Source organism: Olivibacter sp. LS-1 (assembly GCF_008245145.1).
GTDB classification, from domain to species: Bacteria; Bacteroidota; Bacteroidia; order Sphingobacteriales; family Sphingobacteriaceae; genus Olivibacter; species Olivibacter oleidegradans.
In genome coordinates this window covers 83,968-102,719 of the sequence record NZ_CP041643.1, presented here as the reverse complement: position 1 = coordinate 102,719, position 18,752 = coordinate 83,968, and the positions used below count along the sequence as shown (strand labels likewise).

The 18,752-nt window shown below is 41.2% G+C and carries 16 protein-coding genes; 9 read left to right on the top strand and 7 right to left on the bottom strand.

What is annotated here, in order from left to right:
* Positions 1 to 2: 2 nt before the first annotated feature.
* Positions 3 to 944, bottom strand: a complete 942-nt coding sequence (locus tag FKG96_RS00325; protein WP_013664013.1) for a stage II sporulation protein M — start codon at positions 942 to 944, stop codon at positions 3 to 5.
* Between the two features lie 95 nt (positions 945 to 1,039).
* On the opposite strand from FKG96_RS00325, the gene FKG96_RS00320 reads away from it, so the two are divergent.
* A complete protein-coding gene (locus FKG96_RS00320; RefSeq protein ID WP_130858131.1) occupies positions 1,040 to 1,774 on the top strand; it encodes an RDD family protein in 735 nt (244 codons plus the stop codon).
* 19 nt (positions 1,775 to 1,793) lie between these two features.
* Here FKG96_RS00320 and FKG96_RS27145 read toward each other — a convergent pair whose 3' ends face one another.
* Both FKG96_RS27145 and FKG96_RS00310 read right to left on the bottom strand, forming a co-directional pair.
* Positions 1,794 to 2,114, bottom strand: a complete 321-nt coding sequence (locus tag FKG96_RS27145; RefSeq protein WP_013664011.1) for a DUF2752 domain-containing protein — start codon at positions 2,112 to 2,114, stop codon at positions 1,794 to 1,796.
* A gap of 6 nt (positions 2,115 to 2,120) precedes the next feature.
* Positions 2,121 to 2,600 carry a DUF5684 domain-containing protein gene (locus tag FKG96_RS00310; RefSeq protein ID WP_013664010.1) on the bottom strand — a complete coding sequence of 160 codons (480 nt, stop codon included), beginning with the start codon at positions 2,598 to 2,600 and terminating at the stop codon, positions 2,121 to 2,123.
* Positions 2,601 to 2,854: 254 nt separating this feature from the next.
* Between FKG96_RS00310 and FKG96_RS00305 the strand changes: the two genes are divergently transcribed.
* Positions 2,855 to 4,282, top strand: a complete 1,428-nt coding sequence (locus FKG96_RS00305; RefSeq protein WP_013664009.1) for an L-serine ammonia-lyase — start codon at positions 2,855 to 2,857, stop codon at positions 4,280 to 4,282.
* A 244-nt stretch (positions 4,283 to 4,526) separates the two neighbouring features.
* Positions 4,527 to 5,153 (top strand): hypothetical protein, encoded by a 627-nt coding sequence (locus FKG96_RS00300; RefSeq protein WP_013664008.1) that lies wholly within the window; start codon positions 4,527 to 4,529, stop codon positions 5,151 to 5,153.
* Here the strand turns inward: FKG96_RS00300 and lipB are convergent.
* Positions 5,150 to 5,866 (bottom strand): lipoyl(octanoyl) transferase LipB, encoded by a 717-nt coding sequence (gene lipB / locus FKG96_RS00295; protein ID WP_130858130.1) that lies wholly within the window; start codon positions 5,864 to 5,866, stop codon positions 5,150 to 5,152. The two genes, FKG96_RS00300 and lipB, sit on opposite strands and share 4 nt — an antisense overlap.
* Positions 5,867 to 5,916: 50 nt before the next feature.
* Positions 5,917 to 6,561: a 4'-phosphopantetheinyl transferase superfamily protein gene (locus FKG96_RS00290; RefSeq protein ID WP_242627386.1), complete on the bottom strand. Its 645-nt coding sequence runs from the start codon at positions 6,559 to 6,561 to the stop codon at positions 5,917 to 5,919.
* Between the two features lie 464 nt (positions 6,562 to 7,025).
* Here FKG96_RS00290 and dcd point away from each other — a divergent pair, with 464 nt between their 5' ends.
* Positions 7,026 to 7,562: a dCTP deaminase gene (gene dcd, locus FKG96_RS00285; protein WP_013663986.1), complete on the top strand. Its 537-nt coding sequence runs from the start codon at positions 7,026 to 7,028 to the stop codon at positions 7,560 to 7,562.
* Here dcd and prfB read toward each other — a convergent pair.
* Positions 7,559 to 8,645 (bottom strand): peptide chain release factor 2 gene (prfB, locus tag FKG96_RS00280; protein ID WP_013663985.1). Its coding sequence is split into 2 segments (ribosomal slippage): positions 7,559 to 8,584 and positions 8,586 to 8,645, totalling 1,086 coding nucleotides; the frame shifts between segments, so codons are not numbered across the junction. The two genes, dcd and prfB, sit on opposite strands and share 4 nt — an antisense overlap.
* A gap of 311 nt (positions 8,646 to 8,956) precedes the next feature.
* Entirely contained in the window at positions 8,957 to 9,664 is a 708-nt protein-coding gene (locus FKG96_RS00275; RefSeq protein WP_013663984.1) for a tol-pal system YbgF family protein, read from the bottom strand.
* Positions 9,665 to 10,147: 483 nt separating this feature from the next.
* On the opposite strand from FKG96_RS00275, the gene pgi reads away from it, so the two are divergent.
* The 5 genes from pgi (at position 10,148) to FKG96_RS00250 (ending at position 18,733) form a co-directional block, all read left to right on the top strand.
* Positions 10,148 to 11,794, top strand: coding sequence for a glucose-6-phosphate isomerase (pgi, locus tag FKG96_RS00270; protein ID WP_130858128.1), 1,647 nt, complete (start codon positions 10,148 to 10,150; stop codon positions 11,792 to 11,794).
* Positions 11,795 to 11,850: 56 nt separating this feature from the next.
* Complete coding sequence (locus FKG96_RS00265) at positions 11,851 to 13,107, top strand: sorbosone dehydrogenase family protein (RefSeq protein WP_130858127.1); 1,257 nt, start codon at positions 11,851 to 11,853, stop codon at positions 13,105 to 13,107.
* A gap of 581 nt (positions 13,108 to 13,688) precedes the next feature.
* Positions 13,689 to 16,991: a preprotein translocase subunit SecA gene (gene secA, locus FKG96_RS00260; RefSeq protein ID WP_130858150.1), complete on the top strand. Its 3,303-nt coding sequence runs from the start codon at positions 13,689 to 13,691 to the stop codon at positions 16,989 to 16,991.
* Positions 16,992 to 17,070: 79 nt separating this feature from the next.
* Positions 17,071 to 17,547 (top strand): SPOR domain-containing protein, encoded by a 477-nt coding sequence (locus tag FKG96_RS00255; RefSeq protein WP_013663980.1) that lies wholly within the window; start codon positions 17,071 to 17,073, stop codon positions 17,545 to 17,547.
* A gap of 1 nt (position 17,548) precedes the next feature.
* On the top strand, positions 17,549 to 18,733 hold the full coding sequence (locus FKG96_RS00250; RefSeq protein WP_130858126.1) for a M20 family metallopeptidase: 1,185 nt from the start codon (positions 17,549 to 17,551) through the stop codon (positions 18,731 to 18,733).
* Positions 18,734 to 18,752: the final 19 nt, after the last annotated feature.

Here is an 18,752-nt window from a genome sequence, read left to right as displayed (position 1 = left end):
AACTAAATAAGTTTGGAAAGCTTACGGGGATAAATCACCACGTACCATACGATAAAAAGAAAAGATGCTATCAATATAGCGCTGCTTAACCAGAAGGGCATAGCTGTATGTCTTGTTACAAAAGACTCCAATAAAGCAGCGATAATGAATATGGGGATCAATCCGACAATGATTTTTAGACCATCCTTCGCTCCCCGTTTAAGCGAAGTGAGTCTACTGTAAGTTTTGGGAAACAGCAGACTGTTTCCCAATATCAAGCCCGCGGCTCCTGCCAACACAATCGCCGATATTTCCAATGTGCCGTGTATCCAGATAACTAATACCGATTCAAAACCTAAACCTTTTGTAAAAAAATAATATTGAAAAGATCCCAACATAATGCCATTATACATAAGCAGTACGACCGTGCCAACAGCGCATAAAATACCCAAGAGGAATGCCATACACGACACTCGAATATTGTTCAGCGCAATCATCAAAAACATAAGCAACGGATTCGATTGTTTATATACGCCAAAAGGATCTCCTTTTTCTATATTAGTATTTGTCATATTTACATAGTCGTCACCTAAAACAAGCCGAACAAATGTTTCATCATTCGCGGCAGAGAATGCACCGATAAAGGTGAATAATAAGAAAAATACAGCAGAATAGGCCAACTGATTTCGATACTGAAAAAAGATAATCGGAAGCTCCGTTTTCCAAAAGCTCAGAAAACGACTTGCCTTTTCTTTTTTATTAATATAGAGCGACTGGTGTAGACGAGCTGCCAAGCCATTAAGATAGGCGGTGGTTTTCGATTTTGGGTAAAAGGTTTTGGCATAGGCGAGATCGTCCGTGATTTCGATAAAACGCGCTGCTAACTCATCCGGATGGGTTGTCTTTATTTTTTCATAACTTTCCCATTTTGCATTATTTTGTTTGACGAACAGTGCTTCCCGCATATGGTATTAATAATTTGAGTATAAGTCCTGAATCGAAATAAAGATAATAAAAATCAAACGCTTCCATATCCATGGATTTCACTAAATTCGTTTTGATGAATCATGTAAAGGTAATTACTTCGCAAAATATATCGATCGATTATGATGTCGCCGGCGTGGGCGAGCGGATCGCTGCACGTATAATCGATCTGCTCCTCTTTTTTCTTATTTATCTCTTATTTATATTGATCGTTTCAGGCTTAGGACTGGCTTTTGATAATACCGGTAATCTGATACTTTTGGCTTTATATGGTTCGCTGTTTGTGTTTTATGATTTGCTGTGTGAAATTTTTTTTAATGGGCAGAGTGTTGGCAAGCGCATACTGAAAATTAAAGTTGTCAGCCTAGACGGTTATCAACCTAGTGTAGGTCAATACTTTTTGAGGTGGTTATTCCGGTTTGTAGATTTTACACTAACAATGCAAGTAGGGGCATTGATCTGCGTGGCACTATCCGAAAACAAGCAACGAATAGGCGATATTGTGGCGGGCACAACTTTAATTAAAACCGTTCCCCGAACGCAGTTAGAAGCAATTGCCTTTCATCCTCCAACCGAAGAACTATATAAGCCCTTGTTTCCGGAGGTGACAAGTCTTAACGATCAGGACATAACACTCATTCATGATGTGTTGGCCAATTTCAGTAAGTCAGGCAATAATATGCTCGTATATAAAATGGCTATGAAAGCAAAAGATGTGTTACAAGTGAACATTCCTAACGAGATGAATGAATGGGAGTTTTTGAAACAAATTGTTCGCGACTATTCGTATCTGACATCAAATACGAAATAAAAGGCTCCATTAGCTGCGCTTAAAACATCTTGTTAAGATAGGACGTGATGATTAGAAAGCCCACTAAGCAAGATAATACGGTAGCAAGTTTTTCATTTTTCTTAAAATAACGGTTTTTTAGCAGGAAAAATAAACCTAATAATAAAAGTGGAATGGTTGGTGGATATTGTACTATACTGGCTTGCCATCGCCCCTGAAGTAATAACAATAATGCTCTTTGAAAACCGCAGCCGGGGCAATCTATGCCGGTTAACCATTTAAAAGGGCAAGGTAGAAGATGATGTTGTAGCCAGTCTATTCCGGACCAGCTACTGAAAATCAAAAACAGCAAATAGTTCATACCATATTAAGCTGTTGGGTCTCTAGGTGCATTCGGATCATCAAATGGATTCTTATAATTCTTAAACTGATCAAACGAGTTGCCACCTCTCGCTTCAGCAGCTGATGGTCCCAAATAGCGATCGCTCCCGAAGCCAATCATGGGAAAAATGATAAAAGAGAAGAAAAACGCCAGTACCGTGTATATTGAATCTTTTCCGAAGCTCTTCATCAACAGATTCAGCACCCAAATGATTACTACAAAGTTTACACAGGGAATCAGAAAGAAAAATATCCACCAAATAGGTTTTCCAACAATCTCAAGAATAACAATGAGATTGTAAACAGGAATTATTGCTGCCCAGCCTGGTTTGCCAGCCTTTTCGAACATTTTCCACAAACCGGCGATCGCTAAAATACTAAGAGCAAGCGAAACAAGTGTTGTGCCAATGCCCATGGCGGCAAATAAACCGGAGCTCATTGAATCGTTGTAATCGTAGTTGTTCATATGATTCTTATTTAAGTGAAAAACAGGGGTGTTGTTTTTATAAGACTTTTAACTTTTTTAGGTAAATAACTGCATTGAAAATTAGTTTATTATCAATTTTTTCGGCTTATAATAAACAAATATAAAATATGGAACTGATAAAACGTACAAAAATGTTTTCCGATGGTTAAAATTTTTAAAATGATGTCAATATCGGGTAAATGAGCCGATAAGGAAATCACAATTATTAGGCTTAACTTCGTATGCGTTATTTTATGAATAAAGAACAGATTTCCATTTTTGATATTTTCAAAATCGGTGTCGGGCCTTCTAGCTCGCATACCCTTGGGCCATGGCGTGCAGCACAACGATTTATCCAAAAGCTTGATCAAGAAAAGAGGCTTGCTGATACAGAAGCAGTTAAAATCTTACTCTACGGATCCTTGGCCAAGACGGGTAAGGGGCATGGAACCGATATAGCAATCCTTTTAGGGTTGAGTGGTGGTGACCCCGTGACTTTCGAGGTTAGTCGGATTCAACCAACAGTTGACCAGATTAAGGGTGATTGCCAATTGTGTCTTGCCGGGCAGTATGTAATTCCTTTTAATTATGGAGAGGACTTGCTTTTCCTGATGACGGAAAGTTTGCCCTATCACCCAAATGCGGTTACCTTTCAAGCTTTTTTCAGAGATGGAACGGCGTTATCTGAAACTTACTTCTCTATTGGTGGAGGTTTTGTAGTCCAGGAAAATCAACGGGCAGGTGATACAGAAGAGGTGGATCTACCCTTCCCCGTTCAAAATGCGAAGGATTTATTGATGTGGTGTATGCGTACCGGCCTTAAAGTTTCAGAGGTGGTGCTCGAAAATGAGCATGCATGGCGAAGTGAAGAAGAAACTAATAAGGGGATCTTAAAGATTTTTCATACGATTCGTGATTGTATTTATCGAGGCTGTCACACTACGGGTACCTTGCCGGGAGGCTTAAATGTGGAAAGAAGAGCCGCTAAATTAAATAAAAAATTATTGAACGGCCGTCATTATGCCGATTTTGAAACCTGGATGTACGCTATCCGTGAAGGAGGGAGTGGTTTCCAGTATACGTTAGATTGGGTAAGTTGTTTTGCCTTGGCCGTGAACGAGGAGAATGCTTCATTCGGACGGGTCGTTACCGCTCCGACAAACGGTGCTGCCGGTGTAATCCCAGCCGTCCTTCAATACTTTTTAATATTCTGCAATGGCTACAATGAAGAAAAAATCATTCAATTTATAGCGACGGCATCGGAGATAGGAAGTATCTTCAAGAAAGGATCGACGATATCGGCTGCAATGGGTGGATGCCAGGCTGAGATTGGTGTGTCTTCGGCGATGGCAGCGGCGGCATTAACCGAGTGTTTGGGCGGATCCCAGCGCCAAGTACTGATGGCAGCTGAAATTGCCATGGAACATCACCTTGGACTAACATGCGATCCCATCGGCGGATTAGTACAGGTACCCTGTATCGAAAGAAATACCATGGGAGCTATTAAGGCCATTACAGCATCGCAACTCGCTTTACAATCCAATCCCGAAAAGGCAAAAGTAAGTTTAGATGCCGTAGTGCACACCATGTGGGAAACAGCCTTGGATATGAATGTTAAGTATAAAGAAACTTCTGATGGTGGTTTAGCAACCAACATTCCGTTGAGTTTGCCCGAATGTTAACGGGTTGTCCGTCGCTAATCGTTCGGGATTAAGTTGAATTTCATTCGCGTTTCCTTTACCATTAATAGGGTGTTAACAAAGTGTTAGTAAGGGGTTTATAAAGGGTTAATAAGGGTATCACCCTTATTAACCCTTTATAAATTCTTCTTTAAAACTTTATAAATTCTTTTTTTATGATATATTTGAGTGGAAGCAGCAGTAAACCAGCTTCGACTAGCAGATATATAAACCAAAGGCTTTTAACATGGCAATTGCAAAGAATGGTCTTCATGGCCCTATTAATGGAAGGACGGGGGATTTAACGACGTATGAATTAAATGGTCAACTGATTGTTCGTACGATTGGGCGCCGTACCAAACCTTTCTCTCCCAAGGAATTATTGAATCAGGCTAAAATGAAAGCTGTATCTAAATTTTTGACACCGATAAAGCCTTTTGTCCTATTCGGTTTTAGGAATGCAGTTCCGCCTGGGAGTAGGGTGGGACCTTTTCAGATGGTACAGTCATACACCCGTAAATACGCCGTAGAGATCGACGAAAATGGTGAACCCTATATCAACCCGGAAAAGGTTTTGATAAGTAAAGGCCCAATAATTCCGCCGCATAACTGCTCCGTTGAACGAAATGGGACTCGTATTACGTTGTCATGGGAATCATTAGGTGGATGGAAAGGGGATCGTTTAGTGGTTTTGCTATATGATGGCGACTTATTTCGTCATTTTAGAGAAATCGGCGCAGAAAGGGTCGCACAGACGGACAGCTGGGAGAATAGCACCTTAGCCTTTGCTGAGAAGCCAATACATGTATATGCCTCCTTCCGGGATACCTATCATGATACGCTTTCCGATAGTGTGTACTGTGGAGTGATTTAGAACGCAGTCAATGCAGCGCTTATTAAATTCATTTTGAACAAATCAGCAAAATGTTTTTTTAAGTGTTCTTTTACTTCTTCCATGTCTACTTCCCGTCCTAGTTCACCTTGTAAAGAAGCTACGGCTTTATCGTCTATACCACAGGGCACAATATGGTTGAAATAATTTAGGTCCGTGTTGACGTTAAATGCAAAACCATGCATGGTAACCCACCTACTGGCTCGAACACCGATAGCGCAAATTTTCCGGGCTTTTTCATTGTCCGGATCCAACCATACGCCGGTATAACCCGGGTACCTGCCAGCCTCAATCTCATAATCGGCTAATGTACGAATCACGGCCTCTTCAATCGTACGCATGTATAGATGGATGTCAGTAAAAAAATTATCAAGATCCAATATAGGATAACCAACTAGTTGGCCAGGGCCATGATAAGTAATATCTCCTCCACGGTTTATCTTGTAATAGGTTGCTTGCTTATCGTGTAGCCCCTGTTCATCTAATAATAAGTTTTCGGGCTTACCGCTCTTACCCAGTGTATAAACATGCGGATGTTCTACGAAAATTAAATAGTTGTCTGTAGGATGATTGGTGCCATTAACCCGGTTGCCCGTTTTCTGTTGAACTACCTGCGCGAAAATAAGTTCTTGCCGATCCCACGCTTCTTGATAGTCAACCCTGCCCCAGTCTTGGAAATAAACGTTTTTATTCATGTGTAATCCTAATAAGGAATGCAAAGTTACGGAAATAGGAAGAAAAGCACCTATCCCATCACATATCCTAACATAAACTCCCGAAAACGCTCGTAGTAAACGGTATAGATCGCATGTTGATGCGGGCCTTGAAGATGGGCAACAATACTGCTCCCCTGTTCTTGATACGTAAAGGGTTCGATATAAATATTGTCTTTAAAAGAAACTCCTTTTTTTCCTTGTAACTTATAGACCGCTTCTTTAGCTGTCCAGCAAGTTAAAAGCTGTTCTACATAGCGGTGTTCAGGCTGAAGCTGTGCCAGCTCTTCGGGTTTCATGAATTTACTGGCAATGACTTCTATTTTAGGTTTGACCAACTCCATGTCGATTCCTACCTCGTATCGTGTACTAAGCATGCAAGCAGCATAATCAAAGGAATGACTGAGTGATATTTTATGCGGAAAATTAACTAAATAAGGTTTGCCATTCTCGTCAGAAGGGCAATCAATATAACCCGGGGTATCTAACATGGTGCGGAGCAAAACACGTGTTCCCAACCAATTTAATGTCCTTTTACCCTTGTTAAGTCGCTCCAAAAAAGCCTTTTCACTTCTGTTTAGCTGTAATTTAGCCAATAGCTCTTCAGCTGTTTCTTCAATTTTCCAAATGGCAAAACGTGTGTGCGGATTAACTTCCTTAAGATATACTAAACCCATGAATAAAAGTAGTAAATTTTTATCAATAGCCATCAGCTTTCAGCGATCGGCTTTCGGCTGTTTGGTTAGTTGTTTGTTATTAGTTATTGGTTATTAGTTATTGGTTAGCGAGCGCACATTCATTGGCTATGAAAAGCTGTAGGCGTTAAGCAATAAGCAGATGGCATTAGGCCGTAAGCTTTAAAGTACCTCCCTATCGGAAGACAGCCCAAACCATTATCACATCGGCTAATTATCGCATCGGCTCATCATCACATTGGCTAATTGGCTCATCGGCTAATTATTTCAGCTATCAGCTTCGGACGCGCTGGCCGTTCTAATCATGTCGGCTATCATCACATTGGTTCATCAACTACTTAACTACTTAACGATTCAACTACTTAACTATTTCCCTACTCAACAACTCAACTCATTCACAAATTGATTAATTATTCCTTATGTTTGTATCCTGCACTAAAAACACTATGATACTTTCAGACAAAAGGATTTTAGAGGAAATCGATAAAGGCTCTATTATTATTGAACCATTTAAGCGTGAATGTTTGGGGACGAACTCATATGACGTTCATTTAGGGAAATACTTGGCTACTTATAAAGATCGGGTATTAGATGCTAAGGTTCATAATGAAATTGTTCACTTTGAAATTCCGAAAGCTGGTTATGTGCTTGAACCAAACACCTTGTATTTGGGAGTGACATTAGAATATACAGAAACCCATAACCATGTACCTTTCCTGGAAGGTAAAAGCAGCACAGGACGTTTAGGTATTGATATTCATGCCACTGCCGGAAAGGGAGATGTCGGATTTTGTAATACCTGGACACTTGAAATATCCGTGGCTCAACCGGTACGTGTATATGCTGGCATGCCCATTGGGCAGTTGATTTATTTTACGGTAGAGGGAGATATCCACACCATGTACAACACAAAAGGGAATGCGAAATACAATAGAAAGACAACGCGACCCGTTGAATCCATGATGTGGAAAAATGAATTTTAGTTTCCACCAAATTCCATCAGATAAGATTTTAGAAATTCATCCAATTCACCGTCTAATACCGCTTGGGTATTGGATGTTTCGTGACCTGTCCTTAAATCTTTTACCAGCTTATAAGGATGTAAAACATAATTACGTATTTGCGAACCCCATTCTATTTTTTTCTTGCTGCCTTCAATAGCCGCTGTCGTTTCCATACGCTTACGCATCTCAATTTCATAAAGCTGCGATTTTAAGAGACGCATAGCGTTATCCTTATTTTGGAGTTGTGAACGCGACTCCTGGTTCTTGATAACAATTCCTGAGGGCTTGTGGTGCAGCCTAACGGCTGTTTCTACCTTATTGACGTTCTGTCCACCAGCGCCTCCTGAACGGAACGTGTCCCATTCAATATCCGAATCTTTTACCTCAATCTCAATTGTATCGTCCACCAGTGGATAGACGTATACGGAGGCGAACGAAGTATGCCGTTTCGCATTGGAGTCGAACGGAGAAATTCGCACTAAGCGATGCACGCCGTTTTCTCCCTTTAAATATCCATAAGCGAAATTGCCGTCAAATTGAAGTGTCACTGATTTTACACCTGCAACATCGCCTTCGAGGAAGTCTTGCTCCGTTACCTTATAGCCATTCTTTTCTCCCCACATAATATACATACGCATCAACATAGCCGCCCAATCACAACTCTCAGTGCCTCCAGCGCCGGCAGTAATTTGTAAAATAGCCGTTAACTGATCTTCTTCGGCACTAAGCATATTTTTAAATTCGAGCTCTTCAACCCGTTTCAGCGCTTCTTGAAAAAGTTCATCGGCTTCCTGCTCACTGGCGTCGCCACTCTGATAAAAGTCGAACATGACAGAAGCATCGTCAATGGCTTGCAGTAGCTCGTCAAAGCTATCTGTCCAAACTTTTTTGCTCTTGATCGACTGCAATACTTTTTCCGCTTCTTTTGGATGATCCCAAAAGTCTGGTTTTAGGGTTATTTCTTGCTCTTGGTTTATTTCTTTTTGTTTTGCATCAATGTCAAAGATGCCTCCTCAGGGAAGCTGCTCTATCCCTTAATTCTTGAATGTTTTCTTTCGTCATAGAACAAAGGTAGGATTTTAAGTTATAAGTTTTAAGTAATAAGCTTTAGGCTGTAGGCATTGGGCAATAAGCTTTAAAGTACTTCCCTATCGGAAGGCAGGCAAGTCCCAAAACATTATCACATTGGCTAATCATCACATTGGCTCATCAGCTAATTATTTCAGCTATCAGCAGTCGGCCTTCAGTCGCACGAATCCTTCTCACTATTCCCTACTTAACTACTCAACTACTCAACTACTTAACTACTCAACTACTTAACCATTTCCCTACTCAACAATTTAACAATACAACTGCTCAACTAAACGGTTATTTTACAGTAATTTCCTAAGTGCTTCGGCTTTCGAATGAATGGGGGCTTCTTGAGGGATTTTATCCAGCCAATTACGAGCACTTTCTTTATAATCGTCCTCTTCTTCTAGATAGGATAAGGCGATATAGTAAGCCGCGTCATACATTTGCGGTGCGTTTTCGGTGTAAATCTTCAGTAAATCTCGACGGGCAGATCCGAGGTATTTTAAATTTAAGAAAGTAAGGCCTCTATAATACCGAATATACAAATCATTGGGTTGTTCCGTTAATGCCCCGTTTAAAAGAGGCAAGGCTTCTTCGTATTTGCCTGCATTAAAAAGCTCGATAATATCGGCATATTTATTACCAACAGGTAAGCCCTCTGCGTTAACGGTGCCCATTTGAACAGATGATGCATCAATCTCTCGATATATTTTCCACGGTGACCATAAAAGGATTGTTACGAAAATGACGCCAATAGCTGTTAATGCCATCCATTTAAGTCTGTTCATATCTTGGTATCGTTTGTTTTTGGCCTTGCCGAAGGATAGTTCTTCAATAGGGGTATGATAAAGACATTCCGAGATGCTTTGATTTACGTACATGTAAAAATGAAGTTCCTGAGCCAAGTCTTCGTTTTCGTCAAGCTCGGCCTCGAAATGATGACGCTCCTTATCTGTCATACTTCCAGATAGATAACGCTCAATATTGTCATAATTTACATCAGTCATCTCGATACGTTTTTAAGATGGTTGATACCTTAATCCGCTTTAATGAATTAATATTTTTTGGCTAAAAGCTGCCTATGTTAATCCTTTATAAATTAACTGACTAATATAGGATTTGTTTGGATAAAGATATCGAAAATTTTTACATATTGTATAACAAAATGTGTTAAAAGTCAGGAAACTTTTTTGAAAATAGCGGCTACGCTGTTTAGGAATTTAGCTTTAAAAAAAGAGGTTTCCTTAATCAACTTTTTTCATCACTTGTTCGTTTTCAATAGCATTCAAGCTACTTCGTGGTTTGCGGAAGAAAGTGACTAAAGAAGATGGTCTTCTAATATTCCGTATGTAAAAGTGAAATCTTGATGTTAAAATCGGAGATTTTAAGTAGCTATTCTGTCTTAGGAAAGTAAATCTAGGCTGCGCCATCAAATGCTTTTCGCTTTTCTGCGACTAAAATTGTAGTTTCGTGAAAATTTTGATTTGCTTATGTTACCAACTGTAAATTTTACCGAAACCGATGCTTACAACTACTTGAGCAACCATTATATCAACATCGCGCCGAAACATTTACGTGATCTGTTCGCCTACGATCCGGATAGATTCGAAAAGTTCTCATTACTATTTGAAGACATTTTATTTGATTATTCAAAAAATAGGATAGATGAACAGACCGTTGCTCTTTTAGTGCAGCTTGCTCGCGAATGCCACCTGGAAGAGGCCATTGACGCCATGTTCAAAGGACTGCCGATTAATAAAACAGAAAACAGAGCGGTATTGCATACGGCATTGCGAAATATAAGCAACACACCCGTACTTGTTGATGGCCAAGATGTGATGCCTTCAGTCAATGAAGTACTGGCACATATGAAAGAATTTAGTGAAGCAGTGATTGACGGTTCTTGGAAAGGATACAGTGGTAAAGCAATAACGGATATTGTTAATATAGGAATCGGCGGTTCAGACTTAGGTCCGGTTATGGTAACGGAAGCATTGAAACCATATAAAAATCATTTAACCTTACATTTTGTATCAAATGTTGATGGAACGCATATCGCTGAGACGTTACGAAAGGTGAATGCAGAAACCACGCTCTTTTTGATTGCTTCCAAAACCTTTACCACGCAAGAAACGATGGCCAACGCTCACAGTGCGCGTGACTGGTTTTTAACCCAAGGAGGCGCCGAAAAGGATATCGCTAAGCATTTCGTCGCGTTGAGCACCAATGCTAAAGCGGTGCAAGACTTCGGTATAGATACGAAGAATATGTTTGAATTCTGGGACTGGGTTGGTGGTCGCTATTCTTTATGGAGCGCCATTGGCTTGTCGATCGTGTTGAGCATTGGTTTTGATAATTTCAAAGAACTTTTAGCGGGAGCCCACGCGGCTGATAATCACTTCAAAAATACTCCCTTAGAGGAAAATATTCCAGTTATTATGGGGGTGTTGGGTATTTGGTATAATAATTTCTTTGATTCGGAAACGCATGCGATTCTACCTTATGATCAATACCTACATCGTTTTGCGGCATACTTTCAGCAAGGCGATATGGAAAGTAATGGTAAGTATGTGGATAGAAATGGAGTGCCGGTTGAATATCAGACAGGGCCCGTTATCTGGGGCGAACCCGGAACAAATGGCCAACACGCCTTTTATCAATTGATTCACCAAGGCACGAAGATGATCCCTTGCGATTTTATTGCACCTGCTCAAACACACAATCCAATTGGGGAACACCATACGCTCCTGTTATCTAATTTCTTTGCCCAAACAGAAGCGTTAATGAATGGTAAAATGGAAGAGGAAGTGGAAGCTGAGTTGAAAAAAGCAGGGAAATCTGACGAGGAAGTAGCGGCTATTACGCCATTCAAAGTTTTTGAGGGAAACCGGCCAAGCAATTCTTTTCTTTTGAAAAAAATAACGCCCCGGAGTTTGGGAAGCTTGATTGCGTTTTATGAGCATAAAATATTTACACAAGGTATTATCTGGAATATTTTTAGTTTCGATCAATGGGGAGTTGAACTGGGTAAGCAGCTCGCTGGAAAGATATTGCCTGAGCTCAGAAACGAGGGAGACATTACCTCACATGATAGCTCCACCAACGGCTTAATCAACCAATATAAAGCTTGGCGCTAAAACAAACATTTTGGATGGCTTGGTGTTCCTTTAACATGAATAAAACGTCATCCAAAATGAATCGATATACTTATTGTCTTTTTTTTTCTTTTTTGGTTTTGATCAATGCCTGCAAAGGAAATGGGCAAAACCAAGAAGAGACGCCGGAAGCCCCAACGGATTCGGTAGGTGAGTACGGACTAAACATTACCTTAGCTGAGCCATTGGCAACGCCATCCAGTACTAAAAACTCAAAGGTAATCGGATGGCCAACAGGGAAAACACCGATTGTGGCCGCGGGCTACAAGGTTGTCAAATTTGCCGATGGTTTGCAAAATCCCCGTTGGATCTATGTCGCCCCGAATGGAGACATTTTCGTGGCCGAATCGCAGACACAAGGAGCAGGTGCGAATAGAATTACTATGTTCAAGGATACCAACGGAGATGGCGTAGCCGATAGCAAATCCCCTTTCTTGGAAGGGCTTAATAAACCCTTTGGCATGTTGATCATGGATAACAGTTTCTATGTCGCTAATACCGATGGTATTTTAAAGTATCCGTATAAGATAGGAGAAGCTAAAGTTAGTGGAAAGGGCGAGAAAATTTTGTCGTTGCCCGCAGGCGGATACAACAATCATTGGACTCGAAATTTATTGATGAAACCGGATAGCTCAAAAATATATATTAGCGTCGGGTCGGGAAGTAACGTTGGTGAACATGGGATGGAGAATGAAAGACGGAGAGCAAACATTTTGGAGATTAACCCCGATGGAAGTGGAGAACGCATTTTTGCAGCAGGACTTCGAAATCCGGTCGGCATGGCATGGGAGCCTCATACCGGTAAATTATGGACCGCAGTGAATGAGCGTGATGAGTTGGGAGACCAAATCGTTCCCGATTATATAACATCTGTGGAAGAAAATGGCTTCTATGGCTGGCCATATGCTTATTGGGGCAAAAACCCAGACCCTCGGTTGAAGGGAAAAAGAGAGGATTTGGTGGCTGAATCCATCGTTCCCGATTTTGCAGTGGGGTCACATACGGCTTCACTAGGCTTAGCTTTCGGAGCTTCAGGTAAGTTCGCAGGTGGCGCTTATGTAGGGCAACACGGATCTTGGAATCGCTCGCAATTGGTCGGATACAAAGTGCTCTTTATTCCTTTTGAAAATGGAACGCCTATAGGTGAATATAAAGATTTTTTGACGGGCTTTATAGCAAATGACGCGGAGGCTGAAGTATACGGCCGACCGGTAGGCATCGCATTTGCCAAACAAGGATATATGCTGGTCGCCGATGACGCAGGAAATACCATTTGGGCCGTGCTTCCACAATAGTTAAGTAGGGAAATGGTTAAGTAGTTGAGTAGGGAAATAGTTAAGTAGTTGAGTAGTTAAGTTATTGAGTAGGGAATAGTGAGAAGGATTCGTGCGACTGAAGGCCGACTGCTGATAGCTGAAATAATTAGCCGATGAGCCAATTAGCCGATGTGATAATTAGCCGATGTGATAATGGTTTGGGACCTGCCTGCCTTCCGATAGGGAGGTACTTTAAAGCTTACTGCCTAATGCCATCTGCTTATTGCTTAACTACAGCCTAAGCCTTTCCTAGCCAATGAATGTGCGCTCGCCAACCAATAACCAATAACCAATAACCAATAACCAACACCCAATAACTAATAACCAATAACTAATAACCAATAACTAATAACCAATAACCAATAACCAATAACTAATAACTAATAACTAATAACCAACAGCGAACAATTAACAAACGGCTGAATGCCAATCTCCGAAAGCTGATTACTATTAACAAAAAATCACTAACTTTGACAATTGTATTGATGTCAATATGACGCAACATGGGATTTGGCGCATTTGTTGACACCAATAGCATATATTTTAGATTATTATTGAACATGTTAGGATTCTTAAGTAAAATTTTTGGCAGTAAATCTGATCGTGATATAAAACATATTCGTCCGTTAGTAGATAAAATCAAGGAAGAATTTGCCAAACTGGAGGGATTAAGTCATGATGAACTTCGTGCAAAGACGCTTGATTTTAAGCGACGGATTTCCGACTATTTAGCGGATATTGATGGTGAAATCAACCAGTTGAAAACAGATGCTGAGGAACCACAGGTAGAAATGGCAGAAAAAAATGCCATTTATGACAAAGTAGATAAACTGATTAAAGATCGCGATAAAAAATTAGAGGAAGTATTAATGGAAATACTTCCGGAGGCATTCGCTGTTGTGAAAGAAACGGCACGCCGATTTACTGAAAACACGACGTTAGAAGTGACAGCTAGTGAGTTCGATCGTGATCTGGCAGCGAAAAAGCCAAATGTCGAAATCAAGGGCGATAAAGCTATTTGGCATAACACATGGATTGCTGCCGGGAATCAGGTTACCTGGAATATGGTGCATTATGATGTACAGTTAATCGGTGGTATTGTTCTGCACGAAGGTAAAATTGCTGAAATGGCAACGGGTGAAGGTAAAACATTGGTAGGTACTTTACCCGCTTATTTAAACGCTTTATCCGGACAAGGTGTTCATATCGTGACGGTGAACGATTATTTGGCACGACGTGACTCCGAATGGAATGGGCCTTTATTTGAATTCCATGGTCTTCGCGTAGATTGTATCGACAAACATCAGCCAAACTCTGCGGCTCGCCGCAACGCTTATGCCGCTGATATTGTTTTCGGTACAAACAATGAATTTGGTTTCGATTATCTACGAGATAATATGGCGCAAGCACCGGAAGGCTTGGTGCAACGTAAATTACATTTTGCTATGGTGGATGAGGTTGACTCTGTACTCATTGATGATGCACGTACACCTTTAATTATATCCGGCCCAATTCCCCGTGGCGATGAACATGAATTCTATGATTTGAAACCGCGAATCGAGCGTCTGGTAAATGCACAAAAAGCGTATATCAATACGGTGTTGAACGAAGCGAAGAAAGGAATTTCAAGTGGTAATACCGATGTAGAAGGTGCTGGTATGGCCTTATTACGTGCACATAGAGGCTTACCTAAGAATAAGGCGCTCATTAAATTTCTGAGCGAAGGGAGTAATCGCCAGGTGCTTACGAAAACAGAGAACTATTACCTGCAGGAACAAAGCAAAAATATGCCAAAAGTGGATGCCGAATTGTTCTTTGTAATAGATGAGAAAAATAATCAAGTAGAGTTGACAGAAAAAGGAATTGAGCTAATCACAAGCTCAGGCGAAGATCCTCACTTTTTTGTCATGCCTGATGTAGGGACTGAAATTGCTGAGATTGAAAAGTTAGCGATCTCTGCCGAAGAAAAGGCGCAGAAGAAAGATGAACTGATGCGTGATTTTTCTATTAAATCTGAACGTATTCACTCCGTTAACCAGCTATTAAAAGCTTATACCTTGTTTGAAAAGGATGTAGAATATATCATAGATGAGGGTAAGGTTAAGATTGTCGATGAGCAGACGGGGCGTATCATGGAAGGTCGCCGTTACTCGGATGGGTTACATCAAGCAATTGAGGCGAAAGAAAATGTAAAGGTAGAAGATGCTACACAAACCTACGCGACGATAACTTTACAGAATTATTTTAGAATGTACCACAAGCTAGCAGGTATGACGGGTACGGCGGTGACGGAGGCGGGTGAGCTGTGGCAAATCTATAAGTTGGATGTGGTAGAAATACCAACCAATATCCCAATACAACGTGATGATCGGGAGGACTTGGTTTATCGTACGGCTCGTGAAAAATATAATGCAGTTGCTGAGGAAATCCAAAAGTTAACCGAGGCTGGTCGCCCGGTATTGGTAGGTACGACCTCGGTGGAAATATCAGAATTGTTGAGCCGTATGTTGAAGTTACGCGGTATCAAACACAATGTATTGAATGCTAAACTTCACCAAAGGGAAGCCGACATAGTGGCGGAAGCAGGGCAGGCGGGTACCGTGACCATCGCGACGAACATGGCGGGTCGTGGTACCGACATCAAGTTAGGACCTGGTGTTAAAGAGGCTGGTGGTTTAGCTATTGTTGGTACAGAACGACATGAATCTCGCCGCGTTGACCGTCAGTTGCGCGGTCGTGCCGGTCGCCAAGGTGACCCCGGTTCTTCGCAGTTTTTCGTTTCCTTGGAAGACAATTTAATGCGCTTATTCGGTTCCGAACGTATTTCCAACATCATGGTACGTATGGGCATTGAAGAAGGAGAGGTTATTCAGCATTCGATGATCACCAAATCGATCGAACGAGCACAGAAGAAAGTGGAAGAGAACAACTTCGGTATCCGTAAGCGTTTGCTGGAATACGATGATGTGATGAACTCACAGCGTACCGTGATCTATGCGAAACGTAGAAATGCACTATTTGGGGAACGTTTGGATGTTGATCTGAATAATACCATTTATGATGTGGTTGAAGACTTGGTTACTGAATATAAGGAAACGGGAACCTATGAGGATTTTCAATTGGAATTTATCCGTGTTTTTTCCGTTGATCCTGAGTTGAATCAAGATGCTTTTTTAAGTGGCAACATTGCCGGCTTAACAGATACCTTATTTAGCCGGGTAATCGATTTCTACCACCGCAAAGCGGAGCATATTGCAAATCAGACCTTACCGGTTTTGAAAGACGTGTATGCAACACGTGGTGAACAGATTGAAAATATTGTCGTGCCATTTACTGATGGTCTTCGTGGATTGCAGGTCGCAGCTAACCTAAAGAAAGCGGTTGAAACAAATGGAAAGGAAGTATTTAAGGCCTTCGAAAAAGGGGTTGTTTTATCCTTAATAGATGAGGCTTGGAAAGAGCATTTGCGTGAGATGGACGATTTGAAACAATCGGTGCAAAATGCAGTTTACGAACAAAAGGATCCTATCATTATTTATAAAATGGAAGCCTTTAACCTTTTCAAGGAGATGTTGGTAACCATGAATAAAGATATTGTGGCTTTCTTGTTTAAAGGAGAAATTCCGCATCAGCAGCCACAAGAAGTGCGGGAAGCACGCCGGCCTGTTCAGGAACCCAAAATGCAAGTATCTAAGCCGGAATTGGCCGCAGCAACGTCAGGAGGTGGTCTGCCCGTGGAGGATACCAGGGAAGTGCAAAAGACGCAACCTGTCAGAAATGATAATAAAATAGGAAGAAATGATCCTTGCCCTTGTGGTAGTGGGAAAAAATATAAAAATTGTCACGGTATAGGACAAGTTTAGTTCTTAGCTGTTCGTTCTTAGTTGTTGTCATTTACTCATTTACTAAGAACAATAACAAACAACGAATAACCGTTTGAATATGTTAATAACATCTTGCCTTAAACAAATTTTTATCGCTCTAGGTCTATTGCTTTTCTGTTTTATAGGAAAGGCAATTGCTCAGGATGAGAAGGGGATAGTAGAAGAACATAAAAGTATCTTAATTGAACGTCTACAGAAAGAGCGTATGTTACTGGGTAGTAACACGGTTTTGTCTCCAGCAGATGAATCCAGCAAACCCGGTGTGCCGCTGAAGACCGGTAGAAAAGTTACGGCACGCGGTTATCGGGTACAGATTTACTCTGGAAGCAATCGTAACGAAGCTTACAGCGCGCAGGCAAGGTTTAAGCAAATTTATAAAGATCTTAATACCTATGTCGGCTATCAGCAGCCTAACTATCGGGTGAAGGTAGGTGATTTTACGAGTCGGAGCCAGGCACAAGCACTTATGAATCAGCTTAAGCGGGATTTCAGTTCTGTCTTTATATTTACCGAAACGATTAACATAGAAAACTAACATGTTAAAAGAATCTATCCAAGCATTAGCTCAAACCATTTTCTCTGAGATAGTAGATACGCGCCGTCATCTTCACGCCAACCCGGAATTGTCTTTTCAAGAATACAATACCTCGGTATTTGTCAAAGAGAAATTGGATGCTTTGGGTATCGCTTGGGAAGAAATGGCGAATACTGGAATCGTTGCCCTCATTAAGGGAGAACAAGTCGGGGATGGGGTGATAGCTTTAAGGGCGGATATGGATGCTTTACCAATTAAAGAAGTAGAAGGAAGAACTTATGGATCTAAAAATATAGGTGTTATGCATGCTTGTGGTCATGATGTGCATACTTCTTCCTTATTGGGAACAGCTAAAATACTAGCTTCCTTGAAAAATCAATTTGCAGGAACTGTTAAGTTAATCTTTCAACCTGGAGAAGAAAAGCTTCCTGGAGGGGCAAGTATTATGATAAAAGAGGGAGCGCTTGAAAACCCCAAACCACAAGCTATTATCGGTCAACATGTCATGCCGCTGATCGATGCAGGTAAAGTTGGATTTAGGGCGGGGAAGTACATGGCATCTACTGATGAACTCTATGTAACGGTGAAAGGAAAGGGGGGCCACGGGGCACAACCACAACAAAATATAGACCCTATTGTTATTACCGCACATATTATTACGGCTTTGCAGCAGATCGTAAGTCGTGTAGCCGACCCCAAGATGCCTACCGTCTTGTCGTTCGGTAAAATTAATGCGGAAGGCGCTACGAATGTAATTCCGAATGAGGTTAAGCTGGAGGGAACATTTCGCACATTTGATGAAGAATGGCGCAAAGAGGCGCATAAAAAAATGAAAAAAATGGCCGAAGGCATCGCAGAAAGCATGGGCGGATCCTGTGATTTTGAAGTACGCCACGGTTACCCCTATCTTGTGAATAATGAAGCGCTAACCAAGGAAGCTCGTGGCTATGCCGTTGAATACCTTGGACAGGAAAATGTACTGGATCTAGATCTTTGGATGGCGGGAGAAGATTTCGCTTTCTATTCGCAGGTAACGGATGCTTGTTTTTATCGCTTAGGTACGCGTAATGAAGAAAAAGGAATCACGGCATCGGTACACACCCCTGATTTTGATGTCGATGAAAAAGCATTATCCATAAGTACGGGCTTAATGGCCTATATTGCTCTCAAACGTCTAGGAAACTAGCTGAAAAATCGTATCTTTG